The 16,850-nt window shown below is 50.8% G+C and carries 23 protein-coding genes and 3 pseudogenes; 24 read left to right on the top strand and 2 right to left on the bottom strand.

Annotated features, from left to right (window positions below):
* The first annotated feature begins 65 nt into the window (after positions 1 to 65).
* The 5 genes from C7U56_RS09070 (at position 66) to mobQ (ending at position 3,458) form a co-directional block, all read left to right on the top strand.
* Complete coding sequence (locus tag C7U56_RS09070) at positions 66 to 479, top strand: RNA polymerase sigma factor (RefSeq protein WP_035394329.1); 414 nt, start codon at positions 66 to 68, stop codon at positions 477 to 479.
* A 103-nt stretch (positions 480 to 582) separates the two neighbouring features.
* The gene (locus C7U56_RS09065; RefSeq protein ID WP_005933558.1) at positions 583 to 1,035 is read left to right on the top strand and encodes a hypothetical protein; all 453 of its coding nucleotides are present in this window, start codon (positions 583 to 585) and stop codon (positions 1,033 to 1,035) included.
* 10 nt (positions 1,036 to 1,045) lie between these two features.
* A complete protein-coding gene (locus C7U56_RS09060; protein ID WP_035394327.1) occupies positions 1,046 to 1,507 on the top strand; it encodes an RNA polymerase sigma factor in 462 nt (153 codons plus the stop codon).
* 28 nt (positions 1,508 to 1,535) lie between these two features.
* Positions 1,536 to 1,826 carry a DUF3847 domain-containing protein gene (locus C7U56_RS09055; RefSeq protein WP_107000947.1) on the top strand — a complete coding sequence of 97 codons (291 nt, stop codon included), beginning with the start codon at positions 1,536 to 1,538 and terminating at the stop codon, positions 1,824 to 1,826.
* Positions 1,827 to 2,012: 186 nt separating this feature from the next.
* Positions 2,013 to 3,458 (top strand): MobQ family relaxase, encoded by a 1,446-nt coding sequence (gene mobQ / locus C7U56_RS09050; RefSeq protein WP_007037415.1) that lies wholly within the window; start codon positions 2,013 to 2,015, stop codon positions 3,456 to 3,458.
* Positions 3,459 to 3,565: 107 nt separating this feature from the next.
* Here the strand turns inward: mobQ and C7U56_RS09045 are convergent, their stop codons facing one another.
* Both C7U56_RS09045 and C7U56_RS09040 read right to left on the bottom strand, forming a co-directional pair.
* Positions 3,566 to 3,856 (bottom strand): type II toxin-antitoxin system YafQ family toxin, encoded by a 291-nt coding sequence (locus tag C7U56_RS09045; RefSeq protein ID WP_002596328.1) that lies wholly within the window; start codon positions 3,854 to 3,856, stop codon positions 3,566 to 3,568.
* Complete coding sequence (locus C7U56_RS09040) at positions 3,853 to 4,131, bottom strand: type II toxin-antitoxin system RelB/DinJ family antitoxin (protein WP_005924829.1); 279 nt, start codon at positions 4,129 to 4,131, stop codon at positions 3,853 to 3,855. The genes C7U56_RS09045 and C7U56_RS09040 overlap by 4 nt, the downstream gene beginning before the upstream one ends.
* Before the next feature lie 126 nt (positions 4,132 to 4,257).
* Between C7U56_RS09040 and C7U56_RS09035 the strand changes: the two genes are divergently transcribed.
* The 19 genes and pseudogenes from C7U56_RS09035 to C7U56_RS16225 all read left to right on the top strand — a co-directional run.
* The gene (locus C7U56_RS09035; protein ID WP_005933550.1) at positions 4,258 to 4,656 is read left to right on the top strand and encodes a cysteine-rich VLP domain-containing protein; all 399 of its coding nucleotides are present in this window, start codon (positions 4,258 to 4,260) and stop codon (positions 4,654 to 4,656) included.
* Between the two features lie 113 nt (positions 4,657 to 4,769).
* Positions 4,770 to 5,519, top strand: coding sequence for a phage replisome organizer N-terminal domain-containing protein (locus tag C7U56_RS09030; RefSeq protein ID WP_005933547.1), 750 nt, complete (start codon positions 4,770 to 4,772; stop codon positions 5,517 to 5,519).
* Positions 5,516 to 6,379, top strand: a complete 864-nt coding sequence (locus C7U56_RS09025) for an ATP-binding protein (protein ID WP_005933545.1) — start codon at positions 5,516 to 5,518, stop codon at positions 6,377 to 6,379. Before C7U56_RS09030 ends, C7U56_RS09025 begins: the two co-directional genes overlap by 4 nt.
* A gap of 64 nt (positions 6,380 to 6,443) precedes the next feature.
* Positions 6,444 to 6,617 carry a transposon-encoded TnpW family protein gene (locus C7U56_RS09020; RefSeq protein WP_015521917.1) on the top strand — a complete coding sequence of 58 codons (174 nt, stop codon included), beginning with the start codon at positions 6,444 to 6,446 and terminating at the stop codon, positions 6,615 to 6,617.
* Between the two features lie 77 nt (positions 6,618 to 6,694).
* Positions 6,695 to 7,060 carry a hypothetical protein gene (locus C7U56_RS09015; protein ID WP_107000946.1) on the top strand — a complete coding sequence of 122 codons (366 nt, stop codon included), beginning with the start codon at positions 6,695 to 6,697 and terminating at the stop codon, positions 7,058 to 7,060.
* An 86-nt stretch (positions 7,061 to 7,146) separates the two neighbouring features.
* A pseudogene (locus C7U56_RS09010) lies at positions 7,147 to 7,959 on the top strand (VirD4-like conjugal transfer protein, CD1115 family); the annotation flags it as partial.
* A gap of 12 nt (positions 7,960 to 7,971) precedes the next feature.
* Positions 7,972 to 8,292 (top strand): hypothetical protein, encoded by a 321-nt coding sequence (locus tag C7U56_RS09005; protein WP_002304332.1) that lies wholly within the window; start codon positions 7,972 to 7,974, stop codon positions 8,290 to 8,292.
* Positions 8,293 to 8,297: 5 nt separating this feature from the next.
* Complete coding sequence (locus tag C7U56_RS09000; RefSeq protein ID WP_002304334.1) at positions 8,298 to 8,690, top strand: helix-turn-helix domain-containing protein; 393 nt, start codon at positions 8,298 to 8,300, stop codon at positions 8,688 to 8,690.
* An 83-nt stretch (positions 8,691 to 8,773) separates the two neighbouring features.
* Positions 8,774 to 8,902 (top strand): annotated as a pseudogene (locus tag C7U56_RS08995) (Maff2 family mobile element protein); the annotation flags it as partial.
* Between the two features lie 175 nt (positions 8,903 to 9,077).
* Positions 9,078 to 9,266 carry a hypothetical protein gene (locus tag C7U56_RS15970; RefSeq protein ID WP_233430224.1) on the top strand — a complete coding sequence of 63 codons (189 nt, stop codon included), beginning with the start codon at positions 9,078 to 9,080 and terminating at the stop codon, positions 9,264 to 9,266.
* A 231-nt stretch (positions 9,267 to 9,497) separates the two neighbouring features.
* Positions 9,498 to 9,986 carry a hypothetical protein gene (locus tag C7U56_RS08985; protein ID WP_002569239.1) on the top strand — a complete coding sequence of 163 codons (489 nt, stop codon included), beginning with the start codon at positions 9,498 to 9,500 and terminating at the stop codon, positions 9,984 to 9,986.
* 627 nt (positions 9,987 to 10,613) lie between these two features.
* A complete protein-coding gene (locus tag C7U56_RS08975; RefSeq protein ID WP_002594236.1) occupies positions 10,614 to 11,009 on the top strand; it encodes a plasmid mobilization protein in 396 nt (131 codons plus the stop codon).
* Positions 10,981 to 12,606, top strand: coding sequence for a relaxase/mobilization nuclease domain-containing protein (locus C7U56_RS08970; RefSeq protein WP_002594235.1), 1,626 nt, complete (start codon positions 10,981 to 10,983; stop codon positions 12,604 to 12,606). Before C7U56_RS08975 ends, C7U56_RS08970 begins: the two co-directional genes overlap by 29 nt.
* Positions 12,596 to 12,982 carry a cysteine-rich VLP domain-containing protein gene (locus C7U56_RS08965; protein WP_002594234.1) on the top strand — a complete coding sequence of 129 codons (387 nt, stop codon included), beginning with the start codon at positions 12,596 to 12,598 and terminating at the stop codon, positions 12,980 to 12,982. The genes C7U56_RS08970 and C7U56_RS08965 overlap by 11 nt, the downstream gene beginning before the upstream one ends.
* Positions 12,983 to 13,112: 130 nt before the next feature.
* Positions 13,113 to 13,853, top strand: coding sequence for a replication initiator protein A (locus C7U56_RS08960; protein WP_002594233.1), 741 nt, complete (start codon positions 13,113 to 13,115; stop codon positions 13,851 to 13,853).
* The gene (locus C7U56_RS08955; RefSeq protein WP_002594232.1) at positions 13,850 to 14,704 is read left to right on the top strand and encodes an ATP-binding protein; all 855 of its coding nucleotides are present in this window, start codon (positions 13,850 to 13,852) and stop codon (positions 14,702 to 14,704) included. The genes C7U56_RS08960 and C7U56_RS08955 overlap by 4 nt, the downstream gene beginning before the upstream one ends.
* A complete protein-coding gene (locus C7U56_RS08950; protein ID WP_002594231.1) occupies positions 14,701 to 14,895 on the top strand; it encodes a transposon-encoded TnpW family protein in 195 nt (64 codons plus the stop codon). Before C7U56_RS08955 ends, C7U56_RS08950 begins: the two co-directional genes overlap by 4 nt.
* Before the next feature lie 127 nt (positions 14,896 to 15,022).
* On the top strand, positions 15,023 to 16,648 hold the full coding sequence (locus tag C7U56_RS08945; RefSeq protein ID WP_002594230.1) for a recombinase family protein: 1,626 nt from the start codon (positions 15,023 to 15,025) through the stop codon (positions 16,646 to 16,648).
* Between the two features lie 85 nt (positions 16,649 to 16,733).
* Positions 16,734 to 16,829: pseudogene (locus C7U56_RS16225) on the top strand (Maff2 family mobile element protein); the annotation flags it as partial.
* Positions 16,830 to 16,850: the final 21 nt, after the last annotated feature.

Here is a 16,850-nt window from a genome sequence, read left to right as displayed (position 1 = left end):
CCCGGTGCCGCGCCCCACCACCCCATTCAGATTTTCCCAAAAAAGTCTGAATGGAGGAAGGACAGATGGAAGTTACCATCAATTATAACGGACAAGCTGTGGCCGTGGAGGTCACGCTGGAAGTCTATGAATTTCTTGATCGGGCAGATCACAAAACGGAGAACCTGTTCCATGAACAGCGGCGGCATTGGGATGGCCGGGAGTTTGACGAGTACATCATTACCACCGAGGGTGTAGGAGCCTACGGCGAAACGCCGGAAGAATACCTTTGCCGCATGGAAACGCTACATGAGCTGATGGCAGTTCTGGACACCTGTACCGAGGCCCAGCGCCGCCGGTTCCTGCTCTATGCGCTTGACGGGCTGAGCCTTGCAGAGATCGGTGTGCTGTGCGGCTGCTCCAAAGTGGCTGTGTATCAAAGTGTGGAGGCGGTCAGAAAAAAATTTATAAATTTCTTTGAGAGCAGGCTTAACGAATGACCTGTTTTCTGGCTACCAAGTGAAAGGGATCATTTCCCTTATCTCAGCGAGGGGCGGACAGCGGACGAGCTGCCCGCCTCTCCGATTTTCAGGAGGTAAGCCTATGAAAACAATCAATCTGCGGTGGATGTATCCCCACTACCGGCATGACGAGTTTGTGGATGTTACGGACGAGGTATGGGCAGCGATGTATCAGGCCCAGCGGGAGATGGAGAACTATGAGCGTCGGAAAGTCTACCACCGCGCCTACTACTCTCTAGAGGCATACAGCTGGCTGGAAAATTACGCACTGGAACACAGCAGATCGCCGGAAGATATTTTGCTGGAACGAGAAGAAATGACCACCCGCCTGCACCTGATAGCAGCTCTGCCGGTGGCTCTGGCTCATGCCACTCCGACACAGGCCCGCCGTGTTCACGCCTACTACATTGCCGGTATCAAGCAGCCGGAAATCTCCCGGAGAGAGGGCGTCCACAGCAGCAAGGTCAGCGTTTCCATCCGTCGGGGTCTGCGGAATATGCGCCGCTGCTATGATGACCTTTTTCAAACAGAGTGAGGGCGTGCCTATGCAGACCATCAATCTCAAACAATATTATCCATTTTGCAAAGAGGACATTTTTGTGGAGGTGTCCGATGAGATCGTCGAAGCGTTTCTTCTGGATAAGAGAGCCGAGGCCGCCAGAGAACGCAAGATGTTCCGGTATAAGGCGTTTTACTCCCTCGATTGTAACGATGGAATCGAAAATGCTGCAATCGGCTGGGCGCAGCCATCGCCGGAGGATCATCTGATAGAAAAAGAAGAATTAGCCGAATACGAAGAACTGATACGGCGATTGTATGAAGCCATTTCTTCCCTGCCGCCTATGCAGGCTCGCCGTGTCCACGCCCGCTATATGCTGGGTATGAAAGTGAAAGATATTGCCGCAATGGAGGGTATCACACCATCACAGGCGGGAAAATCCATCCACGCTGCACTGCGGAGGCTGCGCCGGTACTTTGCGCGTCAGAAATGGACGGTCAATCTATAAGCGTTTCCAAAGAAAAGAGGTGCATGACATGAACGAAAAAATTACAGCCCAACCCCCAAAAGAAGAACGGCAGGAAGTCCTGAAGGAGATCCGGCAGCTTGAAAACCGCAAGAAGATTTTGGAGAACAAGCAACGAAACGAAGAACGCAGGGTTCGCACCCGCCGCCTGATTGAGCGCGGAGCCATTTTGGAGGGGATTTTCCCGCTGGCTTCCAGCCTTTCCGGCGCAGAGGTCAAAGCATTTCTGATTGCCCTGTCCTATCTTCCGGGGGCTGTGGAATTGACTGCAAACCTGCCAAAATCCGGGGATATGCCATAAGTCCCTTGTTTACAAGGGCGCACTTATACACCGTTGCCGGTGCTGTGCGCCCTGCCGGGGGCGTTGCGTACTTCGTCCGCGATGGGAAGCTACGCTCCCCAAACCCCTTGTGTGCTCTGCGCAGCCAAACACCCGCTTTGCGTTTGTCCGGCTCCACAGAGCCTGTTATCCCCTCACTGAAAGGAGGTGTTCCCCATAGATTTCTGTCATATCCCCGTCAGTATCATCAAGCGCAGCGCAGGCCGTTCAGCCGTTGCCGCAGCTGCTTACCGCAGTGGAACCAAGCTGACAAATGAATGGGACGGAATGATCCACGACTACACCCGGAAAGGCGGCATTGTCCATGCGGAGATCATGCTGCCTGCCCACGCCCCGCCGGAATTTGCAGACCGTTCTATCCTCTGGAACAGCGTGGAGCAAATCGAGAAAGCAAGAGACAGCCAGCTTGCCCGCGAGATTGAGGCAGCTTTACCCCGTGAACTGTCCGGCGAACAACAGCTTGCCCTTGTGCGTGCCTATGTGAAGGACAACTTTGTAGACAAAGGAATGTGCGCCGACTTTGCTATCCATGACAAGGGAACCGGCAACCCTCATGTCCATATCATGCTGACGCTCCGGCCGTTGAAAGAAAATGGACAGTGGGGCGCAAAGTGCCGCAAGGCATACGATCTGGACGAGAATGGACAGCGTATCCCGGATGGGAAAGGCGGCTGGAAAAATCATCGGGAGGATACGACCGACTGGAACGATAAAGGAAATGTGGAGATTTGGCGGGCAGCGTGGGCAGCCTACACCAACCGGGCACTGGAATCTGCCGGTAGACCGGAGCGTATTGACCACCGCAGCTACAAGCGGCAGGGCATTGATAAAATTCCCTCTGTCCATCTGGGGCCAGCTGCCAGCCAAATGGAAAAGCGCGGTATCCGCACCGACAAGGGGGAAGTAAACCGACAGATCGTCGCCGACAACAAGCTGCTGAAAGAAATCAAAGCTCGCATTACCCGTCTTTATCGCTGGTCGAAAGCGGAAGCGGAAAAACCACAAACGCAGCAAAGCAGCTTGACCGCCTTGTGGGAAGCCCAACAGCAGTTGAACGCTCCCCGCACCCGCACCGGCAAAATCCGGGCTTTGCAGGAAAGCGCTGCACTATTCAGCTTTTTGCAGGTAAACGGCATCCAGTCTATGCAGCAGCTTCATGAAAAAATCGCTGATATGAACAGCTGTTACTATGACCTGCGGGGAAAGATCGTCAAGGCTGAGCGCCGGATCGCCATTCTTACCGAACGCGGGGAGATGTGGGAACAGTACAACCAGTACAAGTCCATCCACAAGCAGCTTGCCAAAGTAAAACCGGAAAAACGGGAACAGTTTGAGCAGCGCCACAGCCGGGAACTGATCCTGTATGATGCAGCAGCCCGGTATCTGAAAGAACTGAAAGACAGCGGCGAGGGGATCACCCCGAAGGCATGGCAGCGGGAAATCGACCAGCTGGCCGCCGGAAAGCAGACGGACACGCTTGCCATGAAATCCATGCGGGAGGAGTTGAAAGCAGTGGAACGGCTCCGCAAAACCGCCGAGCAGCTGTCCCGACAGGAAAGGGACAAGTCTCACGACCGTGGGCCGGAGCGGTAAAGGCTACCGCGTTTTGGCGTACCCCTGTCAAGTGCGTCGCGTTTCACGACATACTTTTGCATACAGAAAAACCGTCGTACAGGTTTCCCCATACGGCGGCAGACTGTTTATTTGCCGAACAAGTCGCTGTGTGTGCCGGTGCGGGCCAGCGTCAGCACCAGAACATCATCCTCTATGCGATAGACAAGCAGCCAGTCCGGGAGAATATGACATTCCCGATGACCTGCCCAATCGCCGGACAGGTCATGGTCACGGTTCTTATCCGGCAGCGGTTCGCCCATTGCCAGCAATGCTACGACCTGCTCCAGCAGCTCAATCTTCAAGCCACGCTTGATGGCTCGTTTGTAGTCCTTTTTGAAACTGGTCGTGTACTTGACGGTATATTTGGTTTCTTTCATCTTTTCAGGTCAGCAAATAACTCGTCAAGGTCATTGTAGCCCTTTACAGACGGGTCTTTTGCAATCCTTTCCGCTTCCAGCATGGCAGCAACCGTTTCTTTGTTCGGCTGTTCCAGCCTTACTTCAAAGGGAATGCCGCCTTCACGAAGCGACTGGCGCACAAAGATGTTAAACGCCGTAGTCAGGTTCATGCCAAGTTCCGTAAACAGTGCGTCCGCCTGCGCTTTCAAATCTGCGTCCATGCGGATACTGATGTTTGTGGTATTTCCAGCCATACGATCAACCCCTTTCTGCTGGCAATTATAGTATATGCCATTTGCACGAAGAAAACAATACTTTGCACGAATATTTAACAATAAATTCATTCAAGGAGGTTACCTGCTTTATGAAAGAAATCATTTATGAAGAACAACAAGACTGAACCTATCCCTGTCATGGATTACCGCCAGTACCGCAGAGCGCGGAAACTGGTGCATGAGTGCTGCAACTACATTGCCGGAAACTGTATCGCCCTGGACGATGGGGAGGAATGTATCTGTGTCCAGTCCATTTCCTACTCCCTGTTGTGCAGGTGGTTTCGGGCGGCGGTATTGCCGCAGGATAAGGAACTGGAAACGGCGCTGTTCCACCGGCTGAATGCTAAGAAATGCGCCGTATGCGGGGCGCTGTTTACCCCCGGTTCTAACCGGGCTAAATACTGCCCGGAATGTGCCGCACGCATGAAGCGGATTAACGCCGCAAAGCGCAAGCGGAAACAACGGGAGAAATGTCACGCTTTAGGGGCTGAAAAACCCTTGTAAATCAAGGCTTTTTTTGAGGGTGTCAAAGGCAGTCTGATAGATTTATCCTCTGACCCCTAAAATAGCCTTAAAATGCGTACAGAATCCCAAAAGAACCCCTAAGGAGGAACCCTATGTCAGACAATCGAAAATATTATTACCTGAAACTCAAAGAAAACTATTTTGATGATGATTCCATCGTGCTGCTGGAAAGTATGCAGGACGGTGTGCTGTATTCCAACATTCTGCTCAAGCTGTACCTGAAATCGCTGAAACATGGCGGGCGGCTCCAGCTTGACGAGGACATCCCTTACACAGCGCAGATGATCGCTACCATTACCCGCCAGCAGATCGGCACTGTGGAGAGAGCCTTGCAGATCTTTTTGAAGCTGGGTCTTGTGGAAGTGCTGGACAGCGGCACATTCTACATGAGCAACATCGAACTTTTAATAGGCCAGTCCTCTACCGAGGCCGAGCGAAAGCGGGCTGCAAGGCTTCAAAATAAGGCTCTTTCTGCGCTCCGGACAAGTGGCGGACATTTGTCCGACATTCGTCCACCAGAGATAGAGATAGAGTTAGAGAAAGAGATAGAGATAAAGAGAGAGATAGAGAAGGTACGCCCTGAAACGGGGCACCCTTCCCACACCTATGGCCGTTACCAGAATGTTTTCCTGACGGATGAAGAACTGGCAGACTTGCAGGTCAGCTTTCCTGCTGTATGGGAACAGTACATCGAAAAGCTGTCCGAGTACATGGCTTCTACTGGCAAGCGTTATCAGAGCCATGCAGCGACCATCCGGCGTTGGGCCGGTGAGGACGCTAAAAAAACGGTCACACCCTCACGCAACCGGGATTACAGCGTAAAGGAGGATGAAACTGTATGATTGAGATTACCGCAGAAATCCGGGCATTCATCGACAAGGCAGCTGCCGGTGTGGAATTGGCTGAGGACGAGTATATAGACCCGTCAGACGGGCTCATTCACTGTAAGAAATGCGGCGGCCAGAGGCAGACCGTTGTGCCATGCTTCGGGAAATCCGGCTACTTTATGCCGCACTGCATCTGCCAGTGCCAGCGGGAGGCTGAGGAGCAGCGCAAGGCTGCTGAAGAACGGCAGCGCCGCATGGAGCGTATCAAACGCCGAAAGGCACAGGGCCTGCAAGACCGTTATCTGTACGACTACACATTTTCCAATGATAACAGGCAAAACCCATTGATGGACAAGGCTCATGCCTATGTGGAGAACTGGAAAGAGGCATATAAGAGCAATATCGGGCTTTTACTGTTTGGAGATGTGGGAACCGGCAAGTCTTTTTTCGCCGGATGTATTGCCAACGCTCTACTTGACCAGGATGTGCCGGTGCTGATGACGAACTTCCCCACCATTCTGAACCGCCTGACAGGGATGTTCTCTGAGGACAGGTCAGAGTTTATTGCCAGCTTTGACGAATATGACCTGCTTATCATTGACGATCTGGGTGTAGAGCGCAGTACCGAATATGCTATGGAGCAGATGTTTTTCGTCATCGACAGCCGCTATCGCAGCCGAAGACCCATGATTATCACAACAAACTTGAAACTGTCCGAGCTGAAAAATCCGCCTGATCTGGCCCACGCCCGTATCTATGACCGTATTTTGGAACGGTGTGCGCCGATCCTCTTTGACGGGAAGAATTTCCGGGAAGAAAATGCCGGTGTCACCCGACAGGCAGCAAAAGACATTGTAAACAGTAAGCACGATTGATTTTTTACCGGGCGGCACAGACCCGTTCGGAGAAAGGAGCGCTATGAACAAAGAACCCCGTACTATGCAGATGGCAGACGCCGCTGCTGCGGCCAGAGCGCCGGAAAACACGCCAGCGATGGTAAAGAAAATCGGCAAGACGACCTACAAGGTTCATGTCCATTTCAGCAATACCAGCACAGAAACCATGAGCGATAAAATCAAGCGTATGCTCAAAAATGAAATTCAGCAGATGTGACAGACTGATAAACTAAGCCGCCTTGTGCTAAACTGATGATGGTACGCACCAAAATTTTTGTCAAGGAGGACATGAAAATGCTTTACACAGAAAAAGAGAAACATGAAATTGAGCGAGTAAAGGAAGTCTTTGCGGAACATCTGCGGCAAAGCCCTGATTTTGAATTGCTCTGGTCGGACAAGGTGGGCTATGTCTGGCTGACGATTGGCGTAAATCCAGTCTATGTGGATACCGGTATCAGGATAGAATCTGCCGCCGATCTCTGCGGCAAGTGTTTGGATGATGTTGCTACGGATGTTTTATATATGACTGGCAACGATCATGCACTGGAAGCAGCCGACCCGCTGGAGTTAGCCGAAATCAAGCGGCGCTGGGAGCCATATATCAACCAGCTGCCAGACTATGCGTATCTCTGCAAAGACCTGCTGAACGGAAAAATGTAATCTATCAAACAAGGTGTCAGGAGCCATACAGTGCTTCTGGCACCTTTTTTGTGGATTTTTTGTGAATTTGATTAAAAAGTCCTTGACAATTTGTCTCTGGCAAGACCGCTAAGTCGATTTTGATTTCCTGCGGCGCTCGTCTGGCTCCTTTTGATATTCAGGAGGTCAGAGATGTGACTGCCTATGACGAGTTGCAGTTGGATACTCTCGGAGATAAGAAAACGGCGCTCTTTCTGATTATGTCAGATACGGATGCGACGTTTAATTTTTTGATCTCCATGATTTACACACAGCTGTTCAACTTGTTGTGCGAGAAAGCAGATGATGTGTACGGCGGCAGACTGCCGGTTCATGTGCGCTGCTTGATTGATGAGATGGCAAACATCGGTCAGATTCCCAATCTGGAAAAACTGGTAGCGACAATCCGAAGCCGTGAAATATCGGCTTGCCTTGTTCTCCAGGCACAATCACAGCTGAAAGCCATTTATAAAGACAATGCCGATACCATCATCGGCAACATGGATTCCCGAATTTTCCTGGGTGGTTCTGAGCCAACCACGCTCAAAGAACTGAATCAGGCATTGGGAAAAGAAACTATCGACACCTACAACACCTCCAACACCAGAGGTAACAGCCCGTCTTACGGCTTGAATTATCAGAAGTTAGGCAAAGACCTTGCGAGCGTAGATGAGCTTGCGGTTCTGGATGGCAGCAAGTGTATTTTGCAGTTGCGTGGTGTCAGACCGTTTCTTTCTGACAAGTACGATCTGACGCAGCACCCCAATTATAAGTACACATCAGACTTTGATAAGAGAAATGAGTTCAACATTGAGCAGTTTCTGAGTCGAAGGTTGAAGCTCAAGGCAGGTGATGAGTTTGTGGTAGTCGATGCGGATTAAGGAGGTTTCTGTTTGGAAAATCTGAAAACGGTATCTGCCCTGGTTAAGAACATCTTGGAACACGACCACAAGGCAAGAAATACCGACAATCATTTGTACCTGATGGTACTGGAACACTATTCCGGTCTGCGTGGCATCGACATTCATGCCATGACGGTTCCTGTGTTTTTGAAGGAACTGGATAGACGCAGCTTTCCGGGGTTTGAAACTGTCCGCAGAAGCAGACAGAAAGTGCAGGCAACCTACCCTGACCTTGCTCCCAGTGAAGCCGTAGGCAAGCGCAGAGCAAAAAATGAGGTTGTATATCGAGAATTTGCAGAAAGCGAGGTGTAAAAAAAATGACTTGGTGGATCACGGATACCTCTATTGGGCAGCGATTGAAGTTCGTTAGACGATTTCGCCGCCTTACCCAGAAAGAGCTTGGACTCCTGATGGGGTATTCCGAGAAAACAGCGGATGTCCGTATTGCTCAGTATGAGAAAAACGCTCGAACCCCTAATGCAGAAACCACAGCGAAACTCGCAGAGGTTCTGAAGGTTTCACCTGTCGTTTTTTCACCGACAATCTGTGCTTCTCGTGAAGATTTGTTGCAGTCAATGTATTGGCTGTTTCTTATGAAAGGTGGTGGTGATATATATGATTGTGAAACTGAATATGCAAGAAGCAGAATGGAACAGAAACTTGGCGTGATAACCGTCGAGGAGTTCCTTGAAAAGATTCTCGTAAACTAAGCCTTCCGTCCGGTTTTGATGCCGGTAGTACGGAGGGCTTTTTCTATTCTCAAAACAATTTCAAATTTTAGGAGGAAAATATTATGGCATTTTTCAATAGCGCAGTAACCGTTCTTCAGACTCTCGTTATCGCTCTGGGCGCAGGTCTTGGCATCTGGGGTGCAATCAATCTGCTTGAGGGCTACGGCAACGATAACCCCGGCGCAAATGCTCATGTGCGGTAAAGTAATAAAAAGATTTAGGTAGCCGCCTTAACTATTCCTAAATAAGATAATATGCACAGTATTTTCTCGTAAATAGAAAATAAATTATTGCATTTTACCAATTATTATGTTAAAATGACAATGTAACAAAGAGCTATGTATTTTTAAGGAAAGGGAGGAACTTATGAATTTAAGAAAATCTATTTTAGCACTTTCAGTAGTAGCTGGAATTGTAGCTGCTCCAATGACTGTATTTGCCGCTCATACTCATAGTTGGGGTTCTCCCCAGTACTATGGATATGAAGATGAAATGCCTGGTATATATGATGACTGGGATAAATGTGCGACACGTCATGTATATAATTACAAATAATGTTTAATTTGTGGAGAAGTAAGCATTTATGAAGTTGAGACGATTGAAATGTCTCACAAATGGGTGAATGGTGCATGTGTATATTGCAACAAAGGTTACGCGAAAGAGATAAATTAACATAGTATCATTACCGGCAAGTTTATAATCAAAAAATAGAAAGCATTGAGAATATTTCATAATTTCTTGAAAGTACTCTCAGTGCTTTCTTTGATAATATGAAAGGAGAAATAAATGCAAAAAAAACAACTTTCTGTATTAGTACTAATTATTTTATGCTTTTTATTAGGATGTAACAGAGAAACACCAAAAGATGAATCTCAACAAAATTATGAAGATGAATCTAATATTTCTAAAACAAATGGAGAAGAACTTGTAAATATAAACAGTGAATTGTTAGGTTCGACTCCTTTTGATATCCAAATCGATAAAACAGCATTGCAGACTAGAAAAGAAACAGAAACAGAAGTTACAATAAAGACAAATTTAACAGACTGGGGTTATACTGTTTCTTCTGAAAAAGGGAAAATATCTGATATAAATAAAAATTCATTCATATATATAGCACCTAAAGATGAGAGGGATGATACTATAAAAATACAATTATCGGACTATGAAAATGGCATATCATATGAATATACAATTCCACTTATTTTTGCGGGAAACAATGAACATTCTTTAGATAAATTCAAGGAAAATCTTTCAAGATTACCTAATAGTTAGTAAAGAGTCGATAGACTAAAGTACCACCATCCTCTTTTATTTCAACTGAATATCCATCCCGCCGCACCGCAGCGGCACATGAAGCAGTAAATCCGAAAAAGATTTGCTGCTTTTTTTGCGTCCATTTTTGGCAAATTTCCAAAAGTTCCGTATTAGACAGTGAAACCAAAAAAGGCTGCCATTTTTTTCAGACAGCGGGCAAAACGCAGCTTCCGAAACGCCTTATTGTCGGGAAAGACCGAGCCGCCGGAAAAGTTCTTGCCGGAAAGTCCGTCCATTCTGCTCTTTTGTGGTTTGTAGGGAGTAAGGGAAAAACGCCAGCCCGCAGCCTTTTATAAAAAAAGCTGGTTATAGATTTTCTGAAAAAGTGGCAGTAGCAAGTGAACGGCAGGCCGGCAGTTTCTTAGAGCAAGATTCTACCGAGGTGCCAAAATTCGCTTATCGCTCATTTTGCCCCTGCGGGAATCTTGTTGGGGAGTGCCTTCCCCAAACCCTGCTTATGCGGCTTGCGCCGCTGAAAAACCCCTCAAAATATTTTTCGGATTTTTCAAAAACAGTTCCGCTTCACACCCTGTTTTTCTCCTATTAGTGAGAGGACACCACGCACAGAAAGGAGGTCAACCACCTATGAAACGATACAACACGCCGCACCGCAGCCGGGTAGTCAAAACACGCATGACCGAGGAAGAATACGCCGAGTTTGCCCAGCGGCTTTCTGCTTACCACATGAGCCAAGCCGAGTTTATCCGGCAAGCCATAACCGGGGCAGCCATACGCCCCATCATAACCGTTTCCCCCATCAATGACGAGCTGCTTGCCGCTGTCGGGAAGCTGACCGCCGAATACGGGAGGATCGGCGGCAACTTAAACCAGATAGCCCGGACGCTGAACGAGTGGCACAGTCCCTATCCGCAGCTTGCCGGGGAGGTACGGGCGGCGGTTTCCGACCTTGCTGCCCTAAAGTTTGAAGTCTTGCAGAAAGTGGGTGACGCTGTTGGCAACATTCAAACATATCAGCTCTAAAAACGCCGACTATGGCGCAGCGGAAGCCTATCTCACATTTGAGCATGACGAGTTTACCATGAAAGCCACCCTTGATGAAAACGGGCGGCTGATACCGAGGGAGGATTACCGCATTTCTTCCCTCAACTGCGGGGGCGAGGATTTCGCTGTTGCCTGTATGCGAGCCAATCTCCGCTATGAGAAAAACCAAAAACGGGAAGATGTGAAAAGCCACCACTATATCATCAGCTTTGACCCACGGGACGGGACAGACAACGGCTTGACCGTAGACCGGGCGCAGGAGCTGGGCGAGCAGTTCTGCAAGGAGCATTTCCCCGGACACCAAGCCCTAATCTGCACCCACCCGGACGGGCATAACCACAGCGGGAATATCCATGTGCATATCGTCATCAACTCCCTGCGGATTTACGAAGTCCCGCTTCTGCCCTACATGGACAGACCAGCCGACACGCTGGAGGGCTGCAAGCACCGCTGCACCAACGCCGCTATGGAATATTTCAAGAGCGAAGTCATGGAAATGTGCCACCGGGAGGGGCTTTACCAAATCGACCTCTTGAACGGCAGCAAGGAACGGATAACCGAACGGGAATACTGGGCGGCAAAGAAAGGGCAGCTTGCCCTTGACAAAGAGAACGCCGCCAGAGAAGCCGCCGGACAGCCGACCAAGCCCACCAAGTTTGAAACGGACAAGGCGAAGCTGCGCCGGACGATACGGCAGGCACTTTCCCAAGCTGGCAGCTTTGACGAGTTTTCTTCCCTTTTGCTGCGGGAGGGTGTGACCGTCAAGGAGAGCCGGGGGCGGCTTTCCTACCTCACGCCGGACAGGACAAAGCCTATCACAGCCCGAAAGCTGGGGGACGATTTTGACAAGGCTGCTGTCCTTGCCCTGCTCACGCAGAACGCCCACAGAGCTGCCGAACAGACCAAAGCCATACCCGAATACCCTGCCGCAGTTAAAAAGCCGTTACAAGGGGAAAAAGCTGCAAAAACCACCCCGGCAGACAACACCTTGCAGCGCATGGTTGACCGGGAAGCCAAGCGAGCCGAGGGCAAGGGCGTGGGCTATGACCGCTGGGCGGCAAAGCACAACCTAAAGCAAATGGCAGCTACCGTTACCGCCTATCAGCAGTACGGCTTTTCCTCCCCGGAGGAACTGGACGAAGCCTGTTCTGCCGCCTATGCCGCCATGCAGGAAAGCCTTGCGTGGTTGAAGCAGGTGGAAAAGACGCTGAACGGGAAAAAGGAGCTGCAACGGCAGGTGCTTGCCTATTCCAAGACCCGCCCTGTCCGGGACGGGCTGAAACAGCAGAAAAACGCCAAAGCAAAAGCAGCCTACCGTCAGAAGCATGAAAGTGACTTTATCATAGCAGACGCAGCCGCCCGCTATTTCAGGGAGAACGGCATTTCCAAGCTGCCGAGCTATAAATCCCTGCAAGCAGAGATTGAAAGCCTTATCAAAGAGAAAAACAGCGGCTACAACGATTACCGGGCAAAACGGGAGGAGTACCGCCGCTTGCAGACTGTCAAGGGCAATATCGACCAGATTTTACGCCGGAGCGAGCCGCAGCGCAGAAAGGAGCAGAGCCATGAACGGTAATATCCCCCGCATGGACTACCGCCAGTACCGGGCAGCCCGCCGCCTTGTGCATGAGTGCTGCAACTATGACAGCGGGAACTGCCTGCTGTTGGAGGACGGCGAGCCTTGCGTGTGTGTACAGAGTATCAGCTATTCGCTGCTCTGCCGCTGGTTTACCGCCGCTGTCCTGCCCCTTGATGAAGCACTGGAAGCCGCCCTCTTGCGCCGGGGAAGCCGGAAACGCTGCGCTGTCTGCGGGGCGTTCTTCTTCCCAAAATCCAACCGGGGGAAATACTGCCCGGACTGCGCCGGACGCATGAAGCGGATAAACGCCGCCAAACGGAAGCGGAAACAAAGGGAGAAATGTCACGCTTTAGGGCATTTCAAACCCGCATAAATCAAGGCTTTTTTGGAGGGTGTCAAAGGGTGCGTGATACATTTATCCTTTTCCCTTAAAAACGCCCCCTAAAAGCGTAACAGAACCCACAGACAGACACCACAAGGAGGTGAACCCTATCGCTGATTATATGACCGCAGGAACGGAGCTGCCCGCTTACCTGCCTTACCCCCGTTTCCTGCTGGAAACAGACCTATCCCACACCGCAAGAGAGTTATATGCGCTGCTGTTAGACCGTTCCACCCTTTCGCAGAAGAACGGCTGGCAGGACAGCGAGGGACGGACATACATTGTCTACCCCATAGCAGAGATAGCGGAAATGCTGGATAAAGGCTGCACCACCATAAAGGGCGCACTGAACGAACTGGACGCTGCCGGGCTGCTGGAACGCAGACGGACGGGCTTTTCTGCCGCCAACCGTCTGTATGTGAAAGTGCCGCCTATCCCAGTGGTACAGTTTTCCGACCAACTGACGGACGGAAAACCGCCCCTCATAAGGGCGGGAAACCGACCAACTGACAGCCGGAAAACTGACCTTATGACGGTCGGAAAACCGTCCCCTAACCAAACTAATATAAACAACCTAATAGAGAGCCAAACAAAAGGAGCGAGTGAGGGGCAGCCCCCCGCCGCTTATGGCAGATATAAAAATGTATTTCTTTCTGACACAGAACTTTTGGAGCTGGAACAGGACTTCCCCGGCAAGTGGGAGTATTACCTTGACCGCCTTTCCTGCCACATCGCTTCCACCGGGAAGCAGTACCAGAGCCATGCAGCCACCATTTACAAGTGGGCGCAGGAGGACGCTGCCAAAGAGAAGCCAAAGAAAGGCATACCGGACTATTCATTCAAGGAGGGAGAAAGCCTATGACCGATACAATCCACAACACCATACTGCCTATGACCGACACCACAGCCGAGCCGGAGGATTACACCGGGGAGGACGGGCTTTTATACTGCGGCAAATGCCGGAAACCCAAAGAAGCCTATTTCCCGGAGGGCAAGACCTTTTTCGGGCGTGACCGCCACCCGTCAGAGTGCGACTGCCAGCGGGCAGCCCGTAAGGAACGGGAAGCCGCCGAGAAGCGGCGCAGCCACCTTGAAACGGTGGAACGGCTGAAACGGCAGGGCTTTACAGACAAGACCATGCAGGACTGGACATTTGCCAACGATAACGGCAGCTGCCCGCAGATGAAGAACGCCGCCGGATATGTGGCACGCTGGGAACAGATAAAGGACGGGAACTACGGGCTGCTCTTGTGGGGCAGGGTAGGCACTGGGAAAAGCTATTTTGCCGGGTGTATTGCAAACGCCCTCATGGAGCAGGAAGTCCCGGTGTGCATGACAAACTTTGCAGCAATATTAAACGACCTTGCCGCCAGCTTTGCGGGCAGGAACGAATATATTTCCCGCCTTTGCAGCTTCCCCCTGCTCATCATTGACGATTTTGGAATGGAGCGTGGCACAGAATACGGTCTGGAACAGGTCTACAATGTGATTGACAGCCGCTACCGGAGCAGGAAGCCGCTGATTGTGACGACCAACCTCACGCTGGAGGAATTGCAGCACCCGGAGGACACCGCCCACGCCCGGATTTATGACCGCCTGCTTGAAATGTGTTCCCCTCTCTGCTTTACCGGGGAGAATTTGAGGAAAGCCGCCGCACAGGGAAAAATGGAACAGCTGAAACGGCTGCTTGCCGGAAAGGAGATTTGCCTATGACCGACACCCAGAGAAACAAACGCCCTGCCCGCCGCCCGGACTGCGTGACCGAAACGAGGATAGGCAACACAATCCTTGTGGTGTCTGGCTTTTTCAAGGAGGGGGCGACCGACACCGCCGCTGACAAGATGATGAAAGTGCTGGAAGCAGAAGCCGCCGCCGGATATTTGACCTGTGATAAGCCTGATTGAAAAACCGTCATTTTTACCGACCGTAAAGAAGCAGATTTGACGCTTTTGCCGCTATACAGACAGCCGCCCCATGTGGTACAATCAAGGTACGGAATAGTGGGGCTGGCTGTCGGAAACGGAGGAATTTATGTTAAGACAGACCACCCAGCAACTCATTACCGCCCTTTACCCAAGACTGTCCCATGAGGACGAGCTGCAAGGCGAGAGCAATTCCATTTCCAACCAAAAGAGGATTTTGGAAACCTATGCCAAACAGAATGGATTTTCTAATCTGCGCTGGTACACCGACGACGGTTATTCCGGTGCGAACTTTCAAAGACCCGGATTTCAAGCCATGCTTGCAGACATTGAAGCAGGGAAAGTCGGGACAGTTATCGTCAAGGATATGTCGAGGTTAGGGCGAAACTACTTACAGGTGGGAATGTACACAGAAATGATTTTCCCACAGAAAGGTGTCCGCTTCATCGCTATCAATGACGGAGTGGACAGCGCACAGGGGGAAAATGATTTTGCCCCGCTGCGGAACATTTTTAACGAATGGCTGGTGAGAGATACGAGCAAGAAAATCAAGGCAGTAAAACGCTCTAAGGGCATGAGCGGAAAGCCCATCACAAGCAAGCCCGTCTATGGCTACCTCATGGACGAGGACGAAAACTTTATCATTGACGAGGAAGCCGCCCCGGTGGTACGGCAGATTTACAGCCTTTGCCTTGCCGGGAACGGTCCGACCAAGATAGCCCGTATGCTGACCGAGCAGCAAATCCCCACGCCGGGGACGCTGGAATACCGCAGGACGGGCAGCACCCGCCGCTACCACCCCGGCTATGAGTGCAAGTGGGCGACCAATACCGTGGTTCATCTGCTGGAAAACCGGGAATATACGGGCTGTCTGGTAAACTTTAAGACCGAGAAGCCGTCCTACAAGCTGAAACACAGCATAGAAAATCCCCCGGAAAAGCAGGCGGTTTTTGAGAACCACCATGAGCCTATCATTGACCGGGAAACGTGGGAACGGGTGCAGGAGTTACGCAAGCAGCGCAAACGCCCCAACCGTTATGACGAAGTGGGCTTGTTCTCCGGCATACTCTTTTGTGCCGACTGCGGCAGCGTCATGTACCAGCAGCGATACCAGACGGACAAGCGCAAGCAGGACTGTTATATCTGCGGAAGCTACAAGAAACGCACCGCCGACTGCACAGCGCACTTTATCCGCACTGACCTCTTGACCGCTGGCGTACTCTCCAATCTGCGGAAAGTTACCAGCTATGCGGCAAAGCATGAAGCCCGGTTTATGAAGCTTTTAATCGAGCAGAATGAGGACGGGGACAGACGCAGGAACGCCGCCAAGAAAAAGGAGCTGGAAGCCGCCGAGAAACGCATAGCCGAGTTATCTGCTATCTTCAAGCGGCTGTATGAGGACAGCGTAACCGGGCGCATATCGGACGAGCGTTTCACAGAGCTGTCGGCAGACTATGAAGCCGAGCAGAAAGAACTGAAAGAACGTGCCGCCAGACTGCGGGAAGAACTTTCCAAAGCGCAGGAAGCCACCGCAAACGCTGAAAAGTTTATGAATGTGGTACGCAGGCACACTACCATTGAAGAACTTACCCCTACTCTGCTGCGGGAGTTTGTGGAGAAAATCGTTGTCCATGAAAGCGTTGCCCTTGACGGGAAACGCCGGGGCAAGTTACGCAGACAGGAAATCGAAATCTATTATTCTTTTGTCGGCAAGGTAGAACTGCCCGACACCTAACCGCCCGACCTATCCGACATACCTCATGTGCCGGATAGGAACGGCAAAATTTTTTACACTTCTATTACTTCTTTATCACACATAAGCAAAGTCCCAGGGCATGAAGCAGCTCATGGCTGGCGGCGGTGTTGCCCTCATCGGCACCACCCTTGTACCTCTGCTCTCCGGACTGTTCGGTTAATCACAAAACAAGGAGGTAATC

Source organism: Clostridium fessum, from assembly GCF_003024715.1.
GTDB lineage: Bacteria > Bacillota > Clostridia > Lachnospirales > Lachnospiraceae > Otoolea > Otoolea fessa.
Note: the sequence above shows the minus strand (reverse complement) of the source record. Positions and strands in the feature narration are given on the sequence as shown.